This is a genomic window from Franconibacter helveticus LMG 23732, from assembly GCF_000463115.2.
Classification (GTDB): domain Bacteria; phylum Pseudomonadota; class Gammaproteobacteria; order Enterobacterales; family Enterobacteriaceae; genus Franconibacter; species Franconibacter helveticus.
In genome coordinates, this window is the sequence record NZ_AWFX01000011.1 from 1 (window position 1) to 16,532 (window position 16,532).

The window sequence follows — 16,532 nt, forward strand, 5'->3', positions numbered from 1 at the left end:
GTGGAGCTGCATGACAAAGTCATCGGGCATTATCTGAACATAAAACACTATCAATAAGTTGGAGTCATTACCGCATGGTTCACAACCCGGGCTACGACTTTAACGATGAAATCATCTCCACCGGCGCGTCGTTTTTCTCGCGCCTGGTTGAATCTTACTGCCGCTAATACAGGATGTTGCTATGAAAAAGTTTATGCTGCCGCTGCTCGCGCTGTTAATTTCCGCGCCTGCGCTGGCGAATGAAATTAAGGAAATTCGTTTCGGGGTAGACCCGACCTTCGCGCCGTTTGAATCAAAAGATATCGACGGCAAGGTTATCGGCTTCGATGTGGATTTAGGCAACGCGATTTGCCAGAAGCTACAGGCGAAATGCGTCTGGGTGGAAAATAATTTCGACGGCATTATTCCGGCGCTGAAGGCGCGCAAGTTCGACGCCATTCTCTCCGGCATGTATGTCACCGATAAACGCAAAGAGCAGATTGATTTCACCGACAAGCTCTATAACGGCCCGGTCTTTTTAGTGGCGCGCAAGGGCGCCTTTACTGCGCCGGATATTAAAGAGTTGAAAGGAAAAACCATCGGCGTGGAGCAGGGTTCCGCCCAGGAAACGTATGCCAATAAATACTGGCGCAACGCGGGCGTGAATGTGGTGGCGTATCAGGGTGCGGACCGTGTGATTCAGGACCTGGAGTCCGGGCGTATCGACGGCGCCGTACTCTCGGGCGTGATGGCGGAATACAGCTTCCTGAAAAAGCCGCAGGGAAGAGATTACGCCTTCGTGGGCGGCGCGCTTCAGGATAACGAGCTGTTCGGCGCGGGTGCGGCGATTGGCCTGCGTAAAGACGACGCTGCGCTTCGCGAAGCGATCAACGGCGCGATTGCCCAGATCCTGGCAGACGGCACCTATAAAAAGCTGGCCTCGCAATATTTCAGCTTCGATATTTACTCCGGCGCGTAATAAAAAGAGCGGCTTGCGGGCCGCTTATTTTCCCTCCCTGAATTGATGAATTTCCCCCGCTCCCGGCTTGCTTTACACTTCGCGTAACTTAGTGAAAAGGAAAAGCGTTATGGCGGGGTACTGGAAAGATTTTCGCGACCGGGACAACAGCTGGCAGGGGCTGGAATTTGTTATTCAGGATAAACCCGCTGCCGGGCTCGCCATGGAGATGCTGAGCGGCCACGCCAGCCGTATGGCGCTCAACGCCCAGGGGACGCCGCTCTTCTGGGCCTCGGTGCTGGCAGACCACTCCGGCGTCTGGCTGGTGTTCAATGCCGACCATTCCTGCGCGCAGGCGCTGCTGCCGCCAGTCACCTCTGCTGATGTCGAAACCATCAAAAAAGCGGGGCCGGAAGCCCGGCTTTCACAGTGGAGCCGTTACTTCGCGCAGCGCCTGATAGATTCCCCCGCCGCGCTGCTGCCCGCCCGCCGCTGGCTGCTGCGCCCGATGACCCAGGTAAAGCCCGCCGCGCCATATGCGATAAACGCCTCTCTGCCTTTAGCGCAGTGGCGTTTTAACTCTCCCGCCAGTAGCCAGCATATCTGGTGCGACTGGACGCTCTACGGCGAAGATTTCCCGAACCTGACAAACCCGGAAAAAGTAAAGCTGGTGGACTGGTGGTGGGGCGGCAACCTGCTGCTCGGGCGCTACGCCATCACGCCTGAAGAAGGGCGGCTGAAGTGGTGGCGCAAGAAGTGCCGTGAAGGCGCGCTGCCGCCGGTGCTGGTCTGGTATATCGCGGGCCTCGCGTCGTTTGTGGTGCTGGACGGACACTATCGTTTGCAGGCGGCGATAGCAGAGGGTATTGCGCCCGATTTCCTGGTGCTGAGCGAATTGAGCGAGCACGACTATCCGCTGGACCCGGAGCACGAAGCGCGCATCCTGCATGCCCTTGAGATGCAGCAGCGCAAAAATCCGCAGTTCAACGTCGACGGCATCAACCAGACGCTGATGAATCTCTACGACAACCGCTATTACTACGCGCCCACCCACAGCCGCGCCATTTTAGGCAACGGCGAAGCCTGGGCGCAGGAACTCACCGCCTACCTGCAAAAACATGGTCTGGCGGATGCGTATCTGGAGAAGATTTTGCAGCGTCAGGAATAAGCGAAAGCCAGCGCCGCTGGCTTTTTATTGTGGAATTTGTCTCTCTTAAACCCGCTCCAGCCCCAGCATGCCCCGCGCCTGAATAAAGCAGAGCAGCAATATTCCCCAAAGCGCCATGGTCAGGTAGGGACTGATGCCGAGGATATTGAAGCCGCTCTCGATGGTTTGCAGCAGAAACAGCGCCAGCACCATGCCGACGATGCGCCCGGCGCCGCCGTCCGGATTCACCCCGCCAAGCACAGCGGCGAGAATGGAAACCAGCAGGTAAGATTCGCCATACGACGACTTGGCGGAGTTAAGCTTCGACATCATCAGAAACGCCGCCACGCAGCAGAGCAGGGCGGAGATAACGTAAACCCAGATCAGCACGCGGCGGGTATTAATGCCGGAATACCAGGTGGCGCGCTCGTTGGCGCCAATCAGGTAGATGGCGCGCCCGAGCGGGCTTTTCTCAAGCACGACCCACAGCCCCAGCGCCACCGCCGCGAACAGCCACATCGGCAGCGGAATGCCGAACCACTGCGCGCCGTTCAGCCACAGCACCCAGTCCGGGTAGTTGGCGATGGCGCTGCCGCCGGTTATCAGAATGTTCACCCCCTTGAGCAGCGTCATCATCCCAAGCGTCGCCAGAATCGGCGAGACGCGAATGCCAGCAATCAACACGCCGTTGCACAGCCCAATAATCACCGCCGCCCCTGCGCCCGCCAGCAGCGTGGCGACAGCGGTGCCAACGCCTGGCGGGTAGCTGGTGGCGACCCACGCCATGACCAGCGAGCAGGCGTTGGCGGTAGCGATAATCGAAAGGTTAATGCCGCCGCACAGCATGGTCACCGCCATCGCCAGCGCCAGAATGCCCAGCACCGGCATCTGCGAGGCGATGGACTGAAAGTTGCTGGCGGACCAGAACACCTCCGGCATGGTGATGCTGAACGCAATTACCACCAGTGCCAGCAGGCCAATCAGGTAAGTTTCAACGTTATTACGCCACGAACGTTTCATAACAGGCTCCGGTTCTGGTGCTGGCTCCATGCGGTGGCGCTGATGCTAACAACGATGATCGCGCCGGTAATCAGCGTCTGCCAGTAAGAGGAGACGCCAAGCAGGTTAAGGCCGTTCTGCATGACGGCGAGCAGCACAACCCCCAGCAGCGTGCCGGTGAGCGTGCCGCGCCCGCCTGTCAGGCTGGTGCCGCCAAGCACCACCGCCGCCAGCACGGTTAGCTCGTAGCCGAGCAGCGAATCGGGCGCCACGGTCATCACCGTCCACGACTGCACCACGCCCGCCGCGCCGGACATCAGCCCCATATAGCCGTAAACAAAGAGTTGCAGCTTCAGCACGCTAAAGCCGATGCGGCTTGCAGACTCCCGGTTGCCGCCCATGGCGTAAATCTGGCGGCCCACGGCGGTAAAGTTCATGAGAAAGGCGGTAAGCAGCACCACCGCAATCATGGCGATGAGCGGCAGCCCCAGGCCGTAGTCGTAGCCGTCCGCGTCGGTAAATTTAAACAGCATGATCCCTTGCTCGAACCAGGGCGGAAAGTCATACAGCCACACCCCTTTGCTGAGCCACAGCAGCAGCCCGTAAAAGATGTTCAGCGTCGAAATGGTGATGATGATGGAGGGCACCCGCAGCCGGTTAACCAGCAGCGCGTTAACCAGCCCCAGCAGCACGCCAATGCCGCCCGCCGCCAGAAACGCCACGGCGAAGTTGCCGCCAATCTTCTGCAACAGCAGCACCATGCCGTACTGGGCGATGATGGTCATGGCGGGGAAAGAGATATCGATGCCGCCGGAAATCAGCACCACAAACAGCCCGCAGGCCAGGATGGTCAGCATCGCGTAGTTGTTCACCAGGTCGTAGAGGTTGCCGAAGGTTAAAAACTCCTCCGTGCGCCAGGCAAGCGCGGCAAACAGGATGACGATAAGCAGCGCCAGCCAGACTTCATGCCTTTTTCTCAGTTCAGCCATTCACCACCCCGGCAATCTGCTCCTGTGAACTCTGGTCCGGCAGGAAGCTGTGGGTAATACGCCCCTTCTGCATCACCAGAATGCGGTGGCTTTGATACCACGCTTCTTCAATCTCATCGCACACCATCAGCACCGCGATGCCGTGCGAGGCAAGGTCGCTGATGATGTGATAAATCCCCGCTTTGTTGGCGATATCCACCCCAACCGTAGGGCTGTCGAGAATTAACAACTTCGGGGTAATGGCGAGCCATTTAGCGATAGACACGCGCTGCGCGTTGCCGCCGGACAGGGTGTTAACAGCAAGCCGCGTATCAGACGTTTTAATGGTCAGCGCTTTTACCAGCCGGTCGACCAGCGCGCGGGTTTTCGCCTCGCTGATAAGCCCGAAAGCCCCCTTCACCTGGTGAAACACGGTGCTGATGACGTTGTTCTCAATCGACTGGGTCATGACCAGACCGCGCGACATGCGGTCTTCTGAAACGTACCCGATGCCATGACGAATGGCGTCCTGGTTGCTGTGAAAACGCACCGGATGGCCGTTAATCAGGATCTCACCGCGGTCGGGCTTCGTCATGCCGAACAGGCTTAAGCAAAGCTCGGTGCGGCCCGCGCCCAGCAGGCCCACAATAGAGACCACTTCGCCCGCCTCGACCTTCAGCGACACATCCTCATATTCGCCGTGGCGGCTTAAGTTGCGCACCTCAAGCACTGGCGTGCTCTGCGCCCCCTGGCGCAGTTCGCGCACCTGATACTCGAACTCCATGCCGGTCATCAGGAAGCCGAGACGTTTGGTGGTAATGTCGCTCGCCTGCCAGGTGCCGACCAGGTTGCCGTCTTTCAGCACCGAGATGCGGTCGGAAACGGCCATCACCTCTTCAAGACGGTGGCTGACGAACACCACGCAGATGCCGCGCTCGCGAAGCTGGCGCACCACGTGCAGCAGTCCTTCCACCTCCTGATGGGTGAGCGAAGCGGTGGGTTCATCCATGATGATAAGCCGCGCGTCCTGCGCCAGCGCCCGGCAGATGGCGACAAGCTGGCAGCGGGCGATAGATAACGACTCCACTGGCGCATCCAGCGGCAGGTGAACATTAATGCTCGCCATCGCCTGCGCCGCCGCCCGGCGAAGCGCGCCGCGCTTTACCAGCAGGCCATGGTGGTAGTGGTTAATGGCGATGTTCTCCCAGACGTTGAGGTTGGGGAACAGCGATAAATCCTGGTAAATCACCTGAATGCCCTGCGCGACGGACGCCGCCGGGTGCAGGCGCGGCCAGCTTTTGCCGCCAAGCGTTATCTGCGCGCCGTGATCCGGCTGGTAAACGCCGGAGATAATCTTAATCAGCGTCGACTTCCCGCAGCCGTTCTGCCCCGCCAGGCAATGCACTTCGCCCGGCATAAAGTCGAGCGAGACATCGTTAAGAGCGCGGGTGCCGTGAAACGTTTTGCTGACGTGACGAAGGGAAAGGAAAGGTTCCATAGCATCCCCTGGTGTTAGCGCGGGGCGGTCGCCCACCCCGAAAAAGGTTTAATAGAGGGAGTCGATATTCTCTTTATTGACCAGCAGCACCTTGTGAAAGCGGATGATGCGTTTGTCAGTATCCACGTCCGCTTTGCCGAGGTTTTTCAGCTCAAAACCGGGCTTGATCTCTTCGCCTTTAAACAGCGTGCTGGCCACGGCGGTAAGCGCGTAGCCTGCGGTCGCCGGGTCGTAGGTAATGCCTTCGGTAATGTCGCCGCTTTTGATTAACGACGCCGCCTGCGACGGGATCATCATGCCGTAGACCGCCACTTTGTTTTTGGCGCGCTTCTCTTTGACTGCGCGACCTGCGCCGATCGGGCCGTTGGAGCCAAAGGAGACGACCGCTTTGAGATCCGGGTAGGTTTTCATCATATCGAGCGTGGTGCGGCGCGAGTCGTCCACGCTTTCCGCCACGGGCATACGCTTAGTGACCTCATGCATCTCCGGGTATTTCTCTTTCTGGTACTTCACCAGCAGGTCCGCCCACAGGTTGTGCTGCGGCACCGTCAGGCTGCCGACGTAAATCACATAGCCGCCTTTGCCGCCCATGCGCTTCGCCATATGCTCTACGTACTCGGCGGCGAACTTCTCGTTATCGATGATTTCCACATCCCAGTTGGCGCTGGGCTGGCCGGGGGATTCATTGGTCAGCACCACGATGCCCGCGTCCCGCGCTTTCTTAAAGACCGGCTCCAGCACGTTGGCGTCGTTCGGCACGATGGTAATGGCGTTGACCTTGCGGGCAATCAAATCTTCGATGATTTTCACCTGCTGCGGGGCGTCGGTGCTGGCCGGGCCAACCTGTGACGCATTGACATTAAACGCTTTGCCCGCTTCGACCACGCCTTCGCCCATGCGGTTAAACCACGGCATGCCATCAACTTTGGAAATGTTTACCACCGTTTTTTGCGTCGCGCTTTCGGCTGCATAAAGGGGCGCAGAGGCACACGCCATGCCGAGCAATAAAAAAGAAACCGTATTCATAACAAGTCGTTTATTCATGACGTTGCCTCGTAACAGGTCAGGTGCAGAGGGGCGGGCGAGATAACGGCCCGCAGGGTAGGGAATATCTGTAAGATTTATTTAATGAATATATTGGAGAGTAAACAGGCGATTACTTCCGAGATAGTTAATAAGCTGCTACAGATATGGATAAAAAACCTCTTTTCCCCGTTTGTGACTGGTTTCACACGAGGTTGTGCAACGGCTTATAAATTAAACATGAAAATGTATTATGGCGTTTTTTAGCGCAATGAATAACCTGGGAAATTATTTTGCTTATTCCCTGAACTCAACCGAAAAATAAATAAAATGGCGCTGAAACGCGCCATCGTATTTACACGCCCGCCATACGCAGCAGCGCGGGAATTTGCGACAGCAGATAGAGCATTAGCCCAATCGCGCCGCCGACCAGCGTGCCGTTAATACGGATAAACTGAAGATCTTTGCCGATATTCAGCTCAATTTGTTGCGACATATCCCGCGCGTCCCAGCTTTTTACCGTGTCGCTGATGTGGCGGGTAAGGAACGCGGCAAACTCCGGCGCCACGCTGGTGGCCGCCCGCTCAAGATGCTCGTTTAGCGAAGCGCGCAGCGCGCCATCGTTGACCAGCGTTTCGCCGAACCACTGTCCGGCATCGGCGATGCGCTGGCGGGTGCGGGAGTCTTCGCTGTTCATATCCGCCTTAAGCCAGCCGCGCAGGTCTCCCCACAGCTCGCTCAGGTAACGGTTAAACGCCTCGTCTTCCTTGAGATAGCTTTTGATGTTTTCCGCCCGCGCCGCCATTTCCGGGTCGCTTTTCAGCCTGTCGATAAATTTCAGGGTGGCGCGGTCAAAGGCCTGGCGCAGCTGGTGGGCCTGATCCTGGCTGATGTCGTCAAGCATGGAGTTCACGGCGCTTGATACCAGCTCGGCGCTTTGCTCGCCCAGCCACTCGGTAGGCAGGATTTTTGCTTTACGCGGATGCTCGGTTTTGAGCCAGTGCACGACCTGGCGGGCGATAAACTCGCGCGAGCTCTCTTTTTGAATCAGCTTAATGAGCTGCGCAATAAGCGAATCCAGCAGTACCTGGTGGCGGTTGTTCTTCGTCAGGCTTTCCAGCACCAGCGCGCTGGAGTGCGTAAGGTCGACTTTATCAATCGCTTTATGCACCGCACGACGCAACAGCCCCTGAATGCGGCTGTCGTCGGTCAGTTCCAGAAAGCCGCTCATCACCTGTAAAAGCTGCTGGCCGACGCGCTCTGCGTTCTCCGGCTTGCTAAGCCAGGCGCCGATGATGTTTGCTGGTTCATGACGGCGAATGAGCGCCACCAGCGATTGGGTGTCGAGAAATTTCTCCTGCACAAAGCGCCCGAGGTTATCGCCGATGCGGTCTTTGTTGCGCGGGATAATGGCGGTGTGGCGCGAGATAAACGGCAGCGGCACGCGGCGGAACAGCGCCACCACGGCAAACCAGTCCGCCAGCGCGCCGACCATCGCCGCCTCTGATATCGCCTTCAACCCGCTCACCCAGAAGTTCGGCGGCAGAAAGAGCGTAGTGATAAAAGTTGCTATCGCGACCAGCAGCAGCGACAGCGCCAGCCGCTTGGTACGTTTGAGTTCAGCTAATTTTTCCATGGGTTAAGCATAGAGGCGAAGGGGGGGAAGGTGCAAAGATGTTATGTGCGGCCTCAATGCGGCTAAAGGTTTAAGCGAGGGGAAAGATGGGCTCGCTTATTCTCTTGCTCATCAATAGTGAGCTCCCAGCCCGCGCAGGTGTCATGTTTGAAAGCAGCAGTATTAACTGGAACACGGCATCGGTCGCCTGGCGGACTACAGGGCAATAGGGGGTAATTTTCCATTCGTTACAAGGCGCGAATTAACTTCTTAATGGTGCAAAGCACTCTGCTAAGCCAAAGAAAAAAGTGAAGCAGCAAAGTAAGTCAGGCCCGATGCCTTTGATTTGCCGGGCCAGGCTTCAATATCAAAAACTCACTTTCCAGTCATGTTATGCCGGATCTGTCTTCTTACCCATTACCCTTTCAATTAGCTTTAAAAGCTCTTTCTGACGCAGCTCGTAAAAGGTAAAAAAATCATCTTCACGCATCGGCGTAACTGGCAAGCGATGGCTTTCCAGCAGCTTATTCATTGAAGCCTCGTCCAGTTGAACCTGCTGATGTGATTGTAGCGCCGCCAGGTAAACAGAAGGGGCTGAGCCGCCAATCATTCTGTTTGCTTTATAAGAAATTGGCGTTTTGTTAATAATCGAATCGTACTGACGTTTTGTAATGCCATTTTTCTCGCACCAGTCTTTGGGAAAAATATGATGAATATCTAACGCAACTTCATCAGCCTCAAGGTGCCTGATTTGAGACTTCCAGAAAAGATCGTATGCGCCTTCACGCATCACCAGAATGTTAATTCCTTTATAGGCTGCGCTTAAACGAGAAGTAAGAGAACTAAGGCGATCAATCTGGAATGTTGCATCGTTGATTGTACGTGGTACGTCACCGGACATCTCAATCCAGTCTGATAATTCTTCCACATCATTTGCCATGCGGCTTTCAACCGCACCGCCGTAGAGCTCACCCAAAACACCACACCAGTACCAACGTGTAAGTTTCTGATAGATTTGGGGTTCGCGCCAACGTTCGTTATCTCCCATAATAGCCAGTACAGCAGCAAGGGGGGCCAATTGAGTGCGATAAGGTAAATCCCGTTGTGAAGTAAAGCACTCCTGACGCAGAAATTTGGCTGTCCTCAGGAACCCCTGTTCAACGACATCGGCCCACTTCAAGTAAGCAGAAAGCGGCAATTCCAGCACAGAGGCACGCTTGGCGCTTACGGGGGAGATCTGTTTCCCTGTTTTGCCCGCTGCGAGATCGGCACGCCTTTTTTCCAGTGTGTGAAGCATGGTGATAGTCTGGAGAAAATCGGTATTTTCTACACCACGCAGAACAGGCTCTTTAGTAAGACGTTGCATGCGGGATGAAACACCGCGTTGTTCGCTACCGTACCAGTCATCACGCAAGTTATAACCATCGGCAGCGTAACTTGCAGTCACCAGTTCAAATACAGAAAGCGGTACGCCGCCAGTATTTACCTTTTCGAATACCAGACATACTGCTTCTTTGCTGGTCTCTTTCTTCAGTACAATAAGCGGAAGTTGATAATCGTTAAAAGCGTCCAGAATATGCGATTTAAATTCGAAGAATTGTGGCACAGCAGAGCTGTTCATTTTATATAGATCTTGTAGCCATCCCATGGCTTCCAGAATTTCAGAACAAGGAAAATAAAGCTGCTGACATTCTTGTTCTCGTGTAGAAAGATCTAAAACGATATTGCGCCCAAAATCATTGCGAATCTGACGATTGCCATCAGTGGCTATTAGCGCGTCATCCAGTTTGTCTGGCCCAGCCAGGGCTGTTGGAATATGAATGTAGTAATAACGGTCAATTGGCTTCCCTTTTTCTGTTGTTGTTTTTACCGGGCCAGAGAGTTTTAAAACCTGGGTCAGAGTGGTTAAGCGTTGCTGACCATCCAGAATCAGTTTTTCCGGGGCCGACAGCGCCTGCGGTGGAACATTTTCCACGGGCCTGACCTGGAAGCGCACCTCACCGCCTGTCTCAAGCAACATTACCGCTCCGACAGGAAACGAGCGCCCAAGGCTTACCAGTAAGCTGCGGACATGCTCATCATCCCATACCCAACCGCGCTGAAAGTCTGGTAGCTGTATTTTGCCGCTTACAATCTCTTTGAGAAGGTCTTTAAGAGGAAGCCTGGTGCTATCAAAAGTCGACATAAGCACATCCTTGCTGAGTGTTTAAATCTATATACATTTTTTATAAAGATATCCGGCATTAAGCATGCATTCGGATCCATGTATTGTCTTTTTAAAACCTTATGTAGCCTTTACGCATGCCGGTAACATTGTAAATCTTCCTTACGGCTTTGCTTCAAAAAACGCCGGGTCAATATGTTGTTCCTGCAACCACGGGTGGGCGCGCAGATATCCATATATCTCTTCTTTCGTAGTCAGAAGAGGGTAGCCGTATATGGCATCAAGCTGGCTTAGCGTGACGTGCAGCAGCGGGTTGCGGCAATACTGCTGAACAGACTCGTGCTGCTCGCGATGCTCTTTTTGCAACTGCGCTATTAGCCAGAGGGTGGGCCGCCACCAGTCATAAGCGAAATCGACATGCTTTATCACGTCTTTTGCCGCCTCTTTATGAGAAAGCATGGCGAAAAAGTTGAGTGCGTCGTCAAGCTTCAGCCGGGCGGCGCGATCATAGTCGATGATCTCTTCGCGGCTTTTATCTGCCAGCTCCGGCTTAAGCGTTTTGTAATGGGCCATCACGGAATCCGGAAACGGCCTGCGTTCAATCGGAAAGAGGCGGCTGGTAAGAAAACGTGCGTACTGGCTGTCTTTCACCGCCAGCAGCAGACAAAAGAAGGCGTGATCTTTGGTTTTCTGAAAGTCGCTGGCGGTATAAATAGTAAATAGCTCCAGAATAGAACGCTCGACTAATTCTTTAGATGCGCGTCGGGATTCCGCCGTCTGGTAATAGAGCGAACCAATTACTCCGGTAAAGGCCAGCGCTGTAAAAAGCACGTTGAACATATTAAACAGGGTATTTGTGGGTTCACTGACATCCGACATCGCTATATAGCGGGATAATATGTAAACCAGCAGCCAGACAATAAAAATGGCGACGGTAGGCACAAGCACATAGCGTTTTTTCATAAACTCATTCCTGAGAAGGGCGCCGTACGCCAGGCCATGGCGATCCGGCAAAAAGAGAGCCATCTTAGGGAATCTGCCTGGCGATTCATACGCCATATTCTGGCAGGTCTGCTTTTAAACGCGGCGCTTACCGCTTCGCCGCTTTCCCCGCCACCACGCTAATAAACTCCTGCACCTGCTTTTGCTTGCGCGCCGAGAGCTTGCAAACCTTGCGCAGCGCCGTCATTAGCTCCGGCTCTTGCGGCGCCTGCGCGGCGGGGCGGGCGGTGATGACGAGGCAGCCCGCCATCACGCGAATGTCCGCCTCAGTGCCGGTAGCAAAACCTGCGGCTTCCAGCCATTTGCCCTTCAGGTTCAGCGCCGGAATAGACTCATGGTCGCTGTAGCGGGTCGAGTAACTGACTTTGATGCGGTGCAAGGCCGCCGCTTCCACGCATGGTTCCATCGCGGCGTTATTCTCAATCGGCGTCATCATGATCTCCTTCCTGAAGCTGGTTACGGTATGCATAAGCCGCAAAACGCCATGACTACGCGTAAAGGCTTACGTGGAATGATGCTGTGATTATATACAGCTAAATTCGCTGGGCTATTTATGTAATCCGAAACCAGAGCTTCGGTTTCTGTTTCTTCTTCGCTACAAAACCAGACTTGTTGTCAGAGCAGAAAAAGGGCGGAGGATAACGCGTTAATTGCGCATCTTTTTATGGGCGTTATAGTACGGCGGGCCTGTTCAAAACCCACGGCGATTTACTGCCGGCATGTTCCCGGCACAGCGTTAAGCATGCCCGGTCCGTACTGGTTAACGTTGTTATAAGGATGCTCTATGCAAGAAGAGGAACTCCAGGCGCTGCTTGATAAACTGACGACGCTGCCTGCCATTGAGAAGCGTGAGCCCAATATGTTTTCTATTGGCGCCCGAGGCCACTATGAAAACCCCGTCAGCGATGTGCTTGCGTTTTTTCTGTGGCCCGAGGCAGAGCACGGGCTGGGAAACCGCGTTCTTGAGGCGCTGCTCTCTTGCCTGCCGCAGGGGCAGGCGCTGGATGCGTCATTAGTTTGCGCGCCTGAGCGAGAAGCAAGTACGGAAAAAGGCAACCGAATCGATATGTTGCTGGAATCGGACGAATGGGTGTTGGTGCTGGAAAATAAAATTCGGCATCAACAAAATAACCCTTTTGAAGATTATCAGGATCACCTTAAAACGGAGGCGGCCTACCGCCACAAAGATTTTTACTACGTGGTGTTGTCGCCCGAAGGCAAAGCCCCGGCAGGCTGGCACGGCATTGCTTATAAAGCGTTGTTAACGGCCCTTTCGGAATGTTTAGGCAAAGCTTTTATTACCGGTCCGGTAAATAAATGGCTGGTTCTTTTACGCGAATTTATTCTCCATCTGGAGTCGTTAATGATGAAAAGCGCTATTCCTGAGACCACAGAACGTTTTGTACTGGAAAATCTTGATCAAATTCAGGAAATGCTAAACCTGAAAAACAACGTAATTAAATCAGTTCAGGAAGAGGGGCTACGCTACCTGGAAAACCATTTTGCTGACCAGGGGTATGAAATATCAACCCGCCTTAACCACTGGTATGGTTATCCGGCCTTACGTTACGCCTTTTCACACTGGGTAAGCGCATCAGACGTGGTGCTGTATCTCAACGCAACGCCGGGAGAAACGTTTGATGTTCGTACCTACGCCTGCAACCTCACCAGCGAGGCGCTTCGTGAAGAAGCAAAAGCTTGCCTGAACCATGAAACGTATGAAGCGCCCTGGAATGAAGGCCAGGGAAAAATTATCGGCTTTCAGGTGTTAATTGACCAAAAAAATGTTGATAAGCACGCTTTATTTGCGGAAATCGCCAGACAAATGGCAGTGCTCGACGATTTCGAACTGACAAAGCGCGGCGAATAACCCCCTCAGGCCGGGGTAACGTTATCCCGGCCGCCAAATGTGACCTTCACTCCAGATCCTGCTTTACCGCCTGCCTGCTGCACCAAAACTGCACTATGCTGCACACTTGTTGATCATTTGTTAAACAAAAGTATTTCTTATGACCCCGTCAGGCCTGTTATTACGCGCCGTTTCGCGTTCGGCGTGAACCTGGCATACGCCGTGCATTGTTAGTCACGTAACAGCGTGATGCGCGATGACAGCGAGATAACATCGAGGCGGTAATGGCGAGCAAACCTGAACTGATTGCCCGAATCGAAGCGACATTCAGCCAGCAAACCCCGAGCGGCAAGCGCGTGGCGGGGTGGCTGCTGAACCACGCGGCGCAAATTCCGTTTGAGACGGCGGACAGCATTGCGCGCGCAACCGGCACCACCGGCATTACCGTTGGGCGCTATCTGCGCAAGCTCGGCTACCGCAACCTGGACGATGTCAAAAGCAGCCTGCGCGAGCAGCCCCAGGCGCCGTATCAGCCGTGGGGCATTAACGAGCGTCTCGATTCCTGGCAGCAGCAGCGCGACCTGCCGGATCGCGCCCGCCAGTCGCTGGCGCTGGAGCTTGACGCCATCAATCACGTTTACCAGCTGGCGCAGAGCGAGGCGTTCCACCGCGTGGCGAAACGGCTCGCCAGCGCCGACGCGGTGTTTATCCTCGGCATCCAGTCCACGCGCGGCATCGCCAATGCGTTTTTCAGCCACCTTGAATACCTGCGCCCGCGAGTCAGTTACGCCGAAGGGCTTTCAGGCAGCTGGCTGGAGTCGCTGAACTCTGAATACGACCATCCCTATGTGGTGGTGACGGATACCCGCGCCTATTCCAGCGTGGCTCGCCAGTATTGCCGGGTGGCAAGCAGCCGCAACATCGGCCTTGCGCTGGTGACCGATGTCTGGTGCCCCTGGGCGCGGGATTATGAACTCGACCTTCTCCAGGTAAAAACCGATACCGGCCACTTCTGGGATTCGCTCGCGCCGGTGAGCTGTCTTTTCAACCTGCTGCTTTCGGCAGTGGTGGATGAACTCGGCGAGCGGCTGGCAGGCCGGCTTGCGGCAAACCGCCAGTTGCAGCAGGAATTTGGTCAATTTGAACGTTAAACAGGACACGCGCCATGACTCAGCAATCTGAACTGGTCGATATCGAAGCCGCTTTCCCGGCGCTGCTTATCGATCTGAAATACGCCAGCGCCGACAACATCACCGGCGCGCCGATTTACCGCGAAGCCCGCTGCCTGCTGCACCCGGACGCCGCCGCGGCGCTTGAGAAAAGCATTCATATCGCCGCGCTGGCGGGGTTCCGGCTGATGGTGTACGACGCGTACCGCCCACAGCAGGCCCAGGCGCTGCTCTGGCAGGCCTGTCCCAATCCGGAATATGTGGTCGCGGTAGATATCGGTTCCAACCACAGCCGGGGCACGGCGATAGATCTCACGCTGATGGACGATCAGGGCCGCACCCTCGACATGGGCGCAGGTTTCGACGAAATGCACGACCGCTCGCACGCCTGGCACCCTTCCGTGCCGCCTGCCGCCCAGCGCAACCGCCTGCTGCTGAACGCCATCATGCACGGCGGCGGCTTTGTGGGCATTGAAAGCGAGTGGTGGCACTTCGAACTGCCGAACGCCGCCAGTTATCCGCTGCTGAACGACCTGTTCGGCTGCTACGCGCCAAAAACCATAACGACACTTCCCCTTTGATCCGGAGCTTTGTGATGAAGACAACACACACCTGCGTTTCGCTGTTACGTCCGGCCCTGATTGCCGCCGCTGTCGCCCTCTCTTTGCCTGCCGCCCAGGCGGCGGTGCCCAAAGACATGCTGGTCATCGGCAAAGCGGCGGACCCGCAAACCCTCGACCCGGCGGTCACTATCGACAATAACGACTGGACAATCACCTATCCCGCTTACCAGCGGCTGGTGCAGTACAAAACCGAGGGCGGTAAAGGCTCCACAGAAGTGACGGGCGACCTGGCCGAAAGCTGGCAAACTTCCGATGACCAGAAAACCTGGACCTTTACGCTTAATAAAAATGCGAAGTTCGCCGACGGCTCGCCGGTCACCGCCGACGCAGTTAAGCAGTCGTTTGAGCGGCTGCTGAAAATCAACCAGGGCCCGTCCGAAGCGTTCCCGAAAGATCTGAAAGTGGAAGCGGTAGACGAGCACACCGTAAAATTTACCCTGGTGACGCCGTTTGCGCCGTTCCTCTATACGCTCGCCAACGATGGCGCTTCTATCATCAACCCGGCGGTGCTGAAAGCGCACGCAGCGGATGATGCGCGCGGCTTTTTAGCCGAAAACACCGCGGGTTCCGGCCCGTTTATGTTGAAAAGCTGGCAGAAAGGGCAGCAGCTGGTGCTGGTGCCAAACCCGCACTACGCGGGCGCCAAACCCAACTTTAAGCGCGTGTCGGTGAAGATTATTGGCGAAAGCGCTTCGCGACGCCTGCAACTTTCCCGCGGCGATATCGACATCGCCGACTCCCTGCCGACCGACCAGCTCAACGCCCTGAAGCAGGAAGGCAAAGTGGCGGTGGCGGAGTTTCCGGCGCTGCGCGTGACCTATCTTTACCTCAACAACAGCAAAGCGCCATTGAACCAGCCGGAGCTGCGCCGCGCCATTTCGTGGTCCACCGACTATCAGGGCATGGTGAAGGGCATTCTGAGCGGCAACGGCAAGCAGATGCGCGGGCCGGTTCCGGAAGGGATGTGGAGCTATGACGCAAACGCCATGCAGTACACCCTGGATGAAGCGAAGGCGAAAGCCGCGTTTGAGAAGGTGGCGGACAAGCCAAAAACGCTCAGCTTCCTTTACTCAGATAACGACCCGAACTGGGAGCCGATTGCGCTCTCCACCCAGGCGAGCCTCAGCAAGCTTGGCATTAACGTGAAGCTTGAGAAGCTTGCCAACGCCACCATGCGTGACCGCGTGGGCAAAGGGGATTACGACATCGCCATCGGCAACTGGAGCCCGGACTTCGCCGACCCGTACATGTTTATGAACTACTGGTTTGAGTCGGACAAAAAAGGGCTGCCGGGCAACCGCTCGTTCTATGAAAACCCGCAGGTGGACAAGCTGCTTCAGCAGGCGCTTGCGACCACCGATCAGGCGTCGCGCACGAAGGATTATCAGGAGGCGCAGAAAATCGTGATTGCCGACGCCGCTTACGTTTATCTCTTCCAGAAGAACTACCAGCTGGCGATGAATAAAGAGGTAAAAGGCTTTGTCTTTAACCCGATGCTGGAGCAGGTCTTCAACGTCGCCACCATGAGCAAGTAAGCC

15 protein-coding genes and 1 pseudogene are annotated in these 16,532 nt (G+C 55.6%); 8 read left to right on the forward strand and 8 right to left on the reverse strand.

Annotated elements, in window-relative coordinates:
* The 4 genes and pseudogenes from DW56_RS23115 to DW56_RS04130 all read left to right on the forward strand — a co-directional run bounded on the left by DW56_RS23115 (position 1) and on the right by DW56_RS04130 (position 2,105).
* Entirely contained in the window at positions 1-57 is a 57-nt protein-coding gene (locus tag DW56_RS23115; RefSeq protein WP_003032489.1) for an IS1 family transposase, read from the forward strand.
* Between the two features lie 17 nt (positions 58-74).
* A pseudogene (locus DW56_RS22825) lies at positions 75-167 on the forward strand (hypothetical protein); the annotation flags it as partial.
* A gap of 14 nt (positions 168-181) precedes the next feature.
* Positions 182-958, forward strand: coding sequence for a lysine/arginine/ornithine ABC transporter substrate-binding protein (locus DW56_RS04125; protein ID WP_024552586.1), 777 nt, complete (start codon positions 182-184; stop codon positions 956-958).
* A gap of 109 nt (positions 959-1,067) precedes the next feature.
* The gene (locus DW56_RS04130; RefSeq protein WP_024552587.1) at positions 1,068-2,105 is read left to right on the forward strand and encodes a hypothetical protein; all 1,038 of its coding nucleotides are present in this window, start codon (positions 1,068-1,070) and stop codon (positions 2,103-2,105) included.
* Between the two features lie 45 nt (positions 2,106-2,150).
* On the opposite strand, the gene DW56_RS04135 is transcribed toward DW56_RS04130, so the two are convergent.
* The 8 genes from DW56_RS04135 to symE form a co-directional block, all read right to left on the reverse strand.
* Positions 2,151-3,104, reverse strand: coding sequence for an ABC transporter permease (locus DW56_RS04135; RefSeq protein WP_024552588.1), 954 nt, complete (start codon positions 3,102-3,104; stop codon positions 2,151-2,153).
* Positions 3,101-4,072 (reverse strand): ABC transporter permease, encoded by a 972-nt coding sequence (locus DW56_RS04140; protein ID WP_024552589.1) that lies wholly within the window; start codon positions 4,070-4,072, stop codon positions 3,101-3,103. The genes DW56_RS04135 and DW56_RS04140 overlap by 4 nt, the downstream gene beginning before the upstream one ends.
* Positions 4,065-5,549, reverse strand: coding sequence for a sugar ABC transporter ATP-binding protein (locus tag DW56_RS04145; RefSeq protein ID WP_024552590.1), 1,485 nt, complete (start codon positions 5,547-5,549; stop codon positions 4,065-4,067). The genes DW56_RS04140 and DW56_RS04145 overlap by 8 nt, the downstream gene beginning before the upstream one ends.
* Positions 5,550-5,597: 48 nt before the next feature.
* Entirely contained in the window at positions 5,598-6,593 is a 996-nt protein-coding gene (locus DW56_RS04150; RefSeq protein WP_024552591.1) for an autoinducer 2 ABC transporter substrate-binding protein, read from the reverse strand.
* A 334-nt stretch (positions 6,594-6,927) separates the two neighbouring features.
* The gene (locus DW56_RS04155; protein WP_024552592.1) at positions 6,928-8,208 is read right to left on the reverse strand and encodes a DUF445 domain-containing protein; all 1,281 of its coding nucleotides are present in this window, start codon (positions 8,206-8,208) and stop codon (positions 6,928-6,930) included.
* A 370-nt stretch (positions 8,209-8,578) separates the two neighbouring features.
* Positions 8,579-10,372: a GmrSD restriction endonuclease domain-containing protein gene (locus tag DW56_RS04160; protein ID WP_024552593.1), complete on the reverse strand. Its 1,794-nt coding sequence runs from the start codon at positions 10,370-10,372 to the stop codon at positions 8,579-8,581.
* 141 nt (positions 10,373-10,513) lie between these two features.
* Positions 10,514-11,314: a hypothetical protein gene (locus DW56_RS04165; RefSeq protein ID WP_024552594.1), complete on the reverse strand. Its 801-nt coding sequence runs from the start codon at positions 11,312-11,314 to the stop codon at positions 10,514-10,516.
* 127 nt (positions 11,315-11,441) lie between these two features.
* On the reverse strand, positions 11,442-11,786 hold the full coding sequence (symE, locus tag DW56_RS04170) for an endoribonuclease SymE (protein ID WP_024552595.1): 345 nt from the start codon (positions 11,784-11,786) through the stop codon (positions 11,442-11,444).
* A 351-nt stretch (positions 11,787-12,137) separates the two neighbouring features.
* On the opposite strand from symE, the gene DW56_RS04175 reads away from it, so the two are divergent.
* The 4 genes from DW56_RS04175 (at position 12,138) to DW56_RS04190 (ending at position 16,529) form a co-directional block, all read left to right on the forward strand.
* Positions 12,138-13,223 (forward strand): PDDEXK-like family protein, encoded by a 1,086-nt coding sequence (locus tag DW56_RS04175; RefSeq protein WP_024552596.1) that lies wholly within the window; start codon positions 12,138-12,140, stop codon positions 13,221-13,223.
* A gap of 263 nt (positions 13,224-13,486) precedes the next feature.
* The gene (locus DW56_RS04180) at positions 13,487-14,353 is read left to right on the forward strand and encodes a MurR/RpiR family transcriptional regulator (RefSeq protein ID WP_024552597.1); all 867 of its coding nucleotides are present in this window, start codon (positions 13,487-13,489) and stop codon (positions 14,351-14,353) included.
* Positions 14,354-14,367: 14 nt separating this feature from the next.
* Positions 14,368-14,952 (forward strand): D-alanyl-D-alanine dipeptidase, encoded by a 585-nt coding sequence (gene ddpX / locus DW56_RS04185; protein ID WP_024562246.1) that lies wholly within the window; start codon positions 14,368-14,370, stop codon positions 14,950-14,952.
* A gap of 116 nt (positions 14,953-15,068) precedes the next feature.
* Positions 15,069-16,529 (forward strand): ABC transporter substrate-binding protein, encoded by a 1,461-nt coding sequence (locus DW56_RS04190; RefSeq protein WP_411431244.1) that lies wholly within the window; start codon positions 15,069-15,071, stop codon positions 16,527-16,529.
* The last annotated feature ends 3 nt before the right edge of the window (positions 16,530-16,532 follow it).

What these genes read in the sequence shown, in the direction of transcription:
- DW56_RS04125 (WP_024552586.1), top strand. Translation starts at nt 182, where the DNA reads ATGAAAAAGTTTATGCTGCCGCTGCTCGCGCTGTTAATTTCCGCGCCT.
- DW56_RS04130 (WP_024552587.1), top strand. Translation starts at nt 1,068, where the DNA reads ATGGCGGGGTACTGGAAAGATTTTCGCGACCGGGACAACAGCTGGCAG.
- DW56_RS04135 (WP_024552588.1), bottom strand. Translation starts at nt 3,104, where the DNA reads ATGAAACGTTCGTGGCGTAATAACGTTGAAACTTACCTGATTGGCCTG.
- DW56_RS04140 (WP_024552589.1), bottom strand. Translation starts at nt 4,072, where the DNA reads ATGGCTGAACTGAGAAAAAGGCATGAAGTCTGGCTGGCGCTGCTTATC.
- DW56_RS04145 (WP_024552590.1), bottom strand. Translation starts at nt 5,549, where the DNA reads ATGGAACCTTTCCTTTCCCTTCGTCACGTCAGCAAAACGTTTCACGGC.
- DW56_RS04150 (WP_024552591.1), bottom strand. Translation starts at nt 6,593, where the DNA reads ATGAATAAACGACTTGTTATGAATACGGTTTCTTTTTTATTGCTCGGC.
- DW56_RS04155 (WP_024552592.1), bottom strand. Translation starts at nt 8,208, where the DNA reads ATGGAAAAATTAGCTGAACTCAAACGTACCAAGCGGCTGGCGCTGTCG.
- DW56_RS04160 (WP_024552593.1), bottom strand. Translation starts at nt 10,372, where the DNA reads ATGTCGACTTTTGATAGCACCAGGCTTCCTCTTAAAGACCTTCTCAAA.
- DW56_RS04165 (WP_024552594.1), bottom strand. Translation starts at nt 11,314, where the DNA reads ATGAAAAAACGCTATGTGCTTGTGCCTACCGTCGCCATTTTTATTGTC.
- symE (WP_024552595.1), bottom strand. Translation starts at nt 11,786, where the DNA reads ATGACGCCGATTGAGAATAACGCCGCGATGGAACCATGCGTGGAAGCG.
- DW56_RS04175 (WP_024552596.1), top strand. Translation starts at nt 12,138, where the DNA reads ATGCAAGAAGAGGAACTCCAGGCGCTGCTTGATAAACTGACGACGCTG.
- DW56_RS04180 (WP_024552597.1), top strand. Translation starts at nt 13,487, where the DNA reads ATGGCGAGCAAACCTGAACTGATTGCCCGAATCGAAGCGACATTCAGC.
- ddpX (WP_024562246.1), top strand. Translation starts at nt 14,368, where the DNA reads ATGACTCAGCAATCTGAACTGGTCGATATCGAAGCCGCTTTCCCGGCG.
- DW56_RS04190 (WP_411431244.1), top strand. Translation starts at nt 15,069, where the DNA reads ATGCTGGTCATCGGCAAAGCGGCGGACCCGCAAACCCTCGACCCGGCG.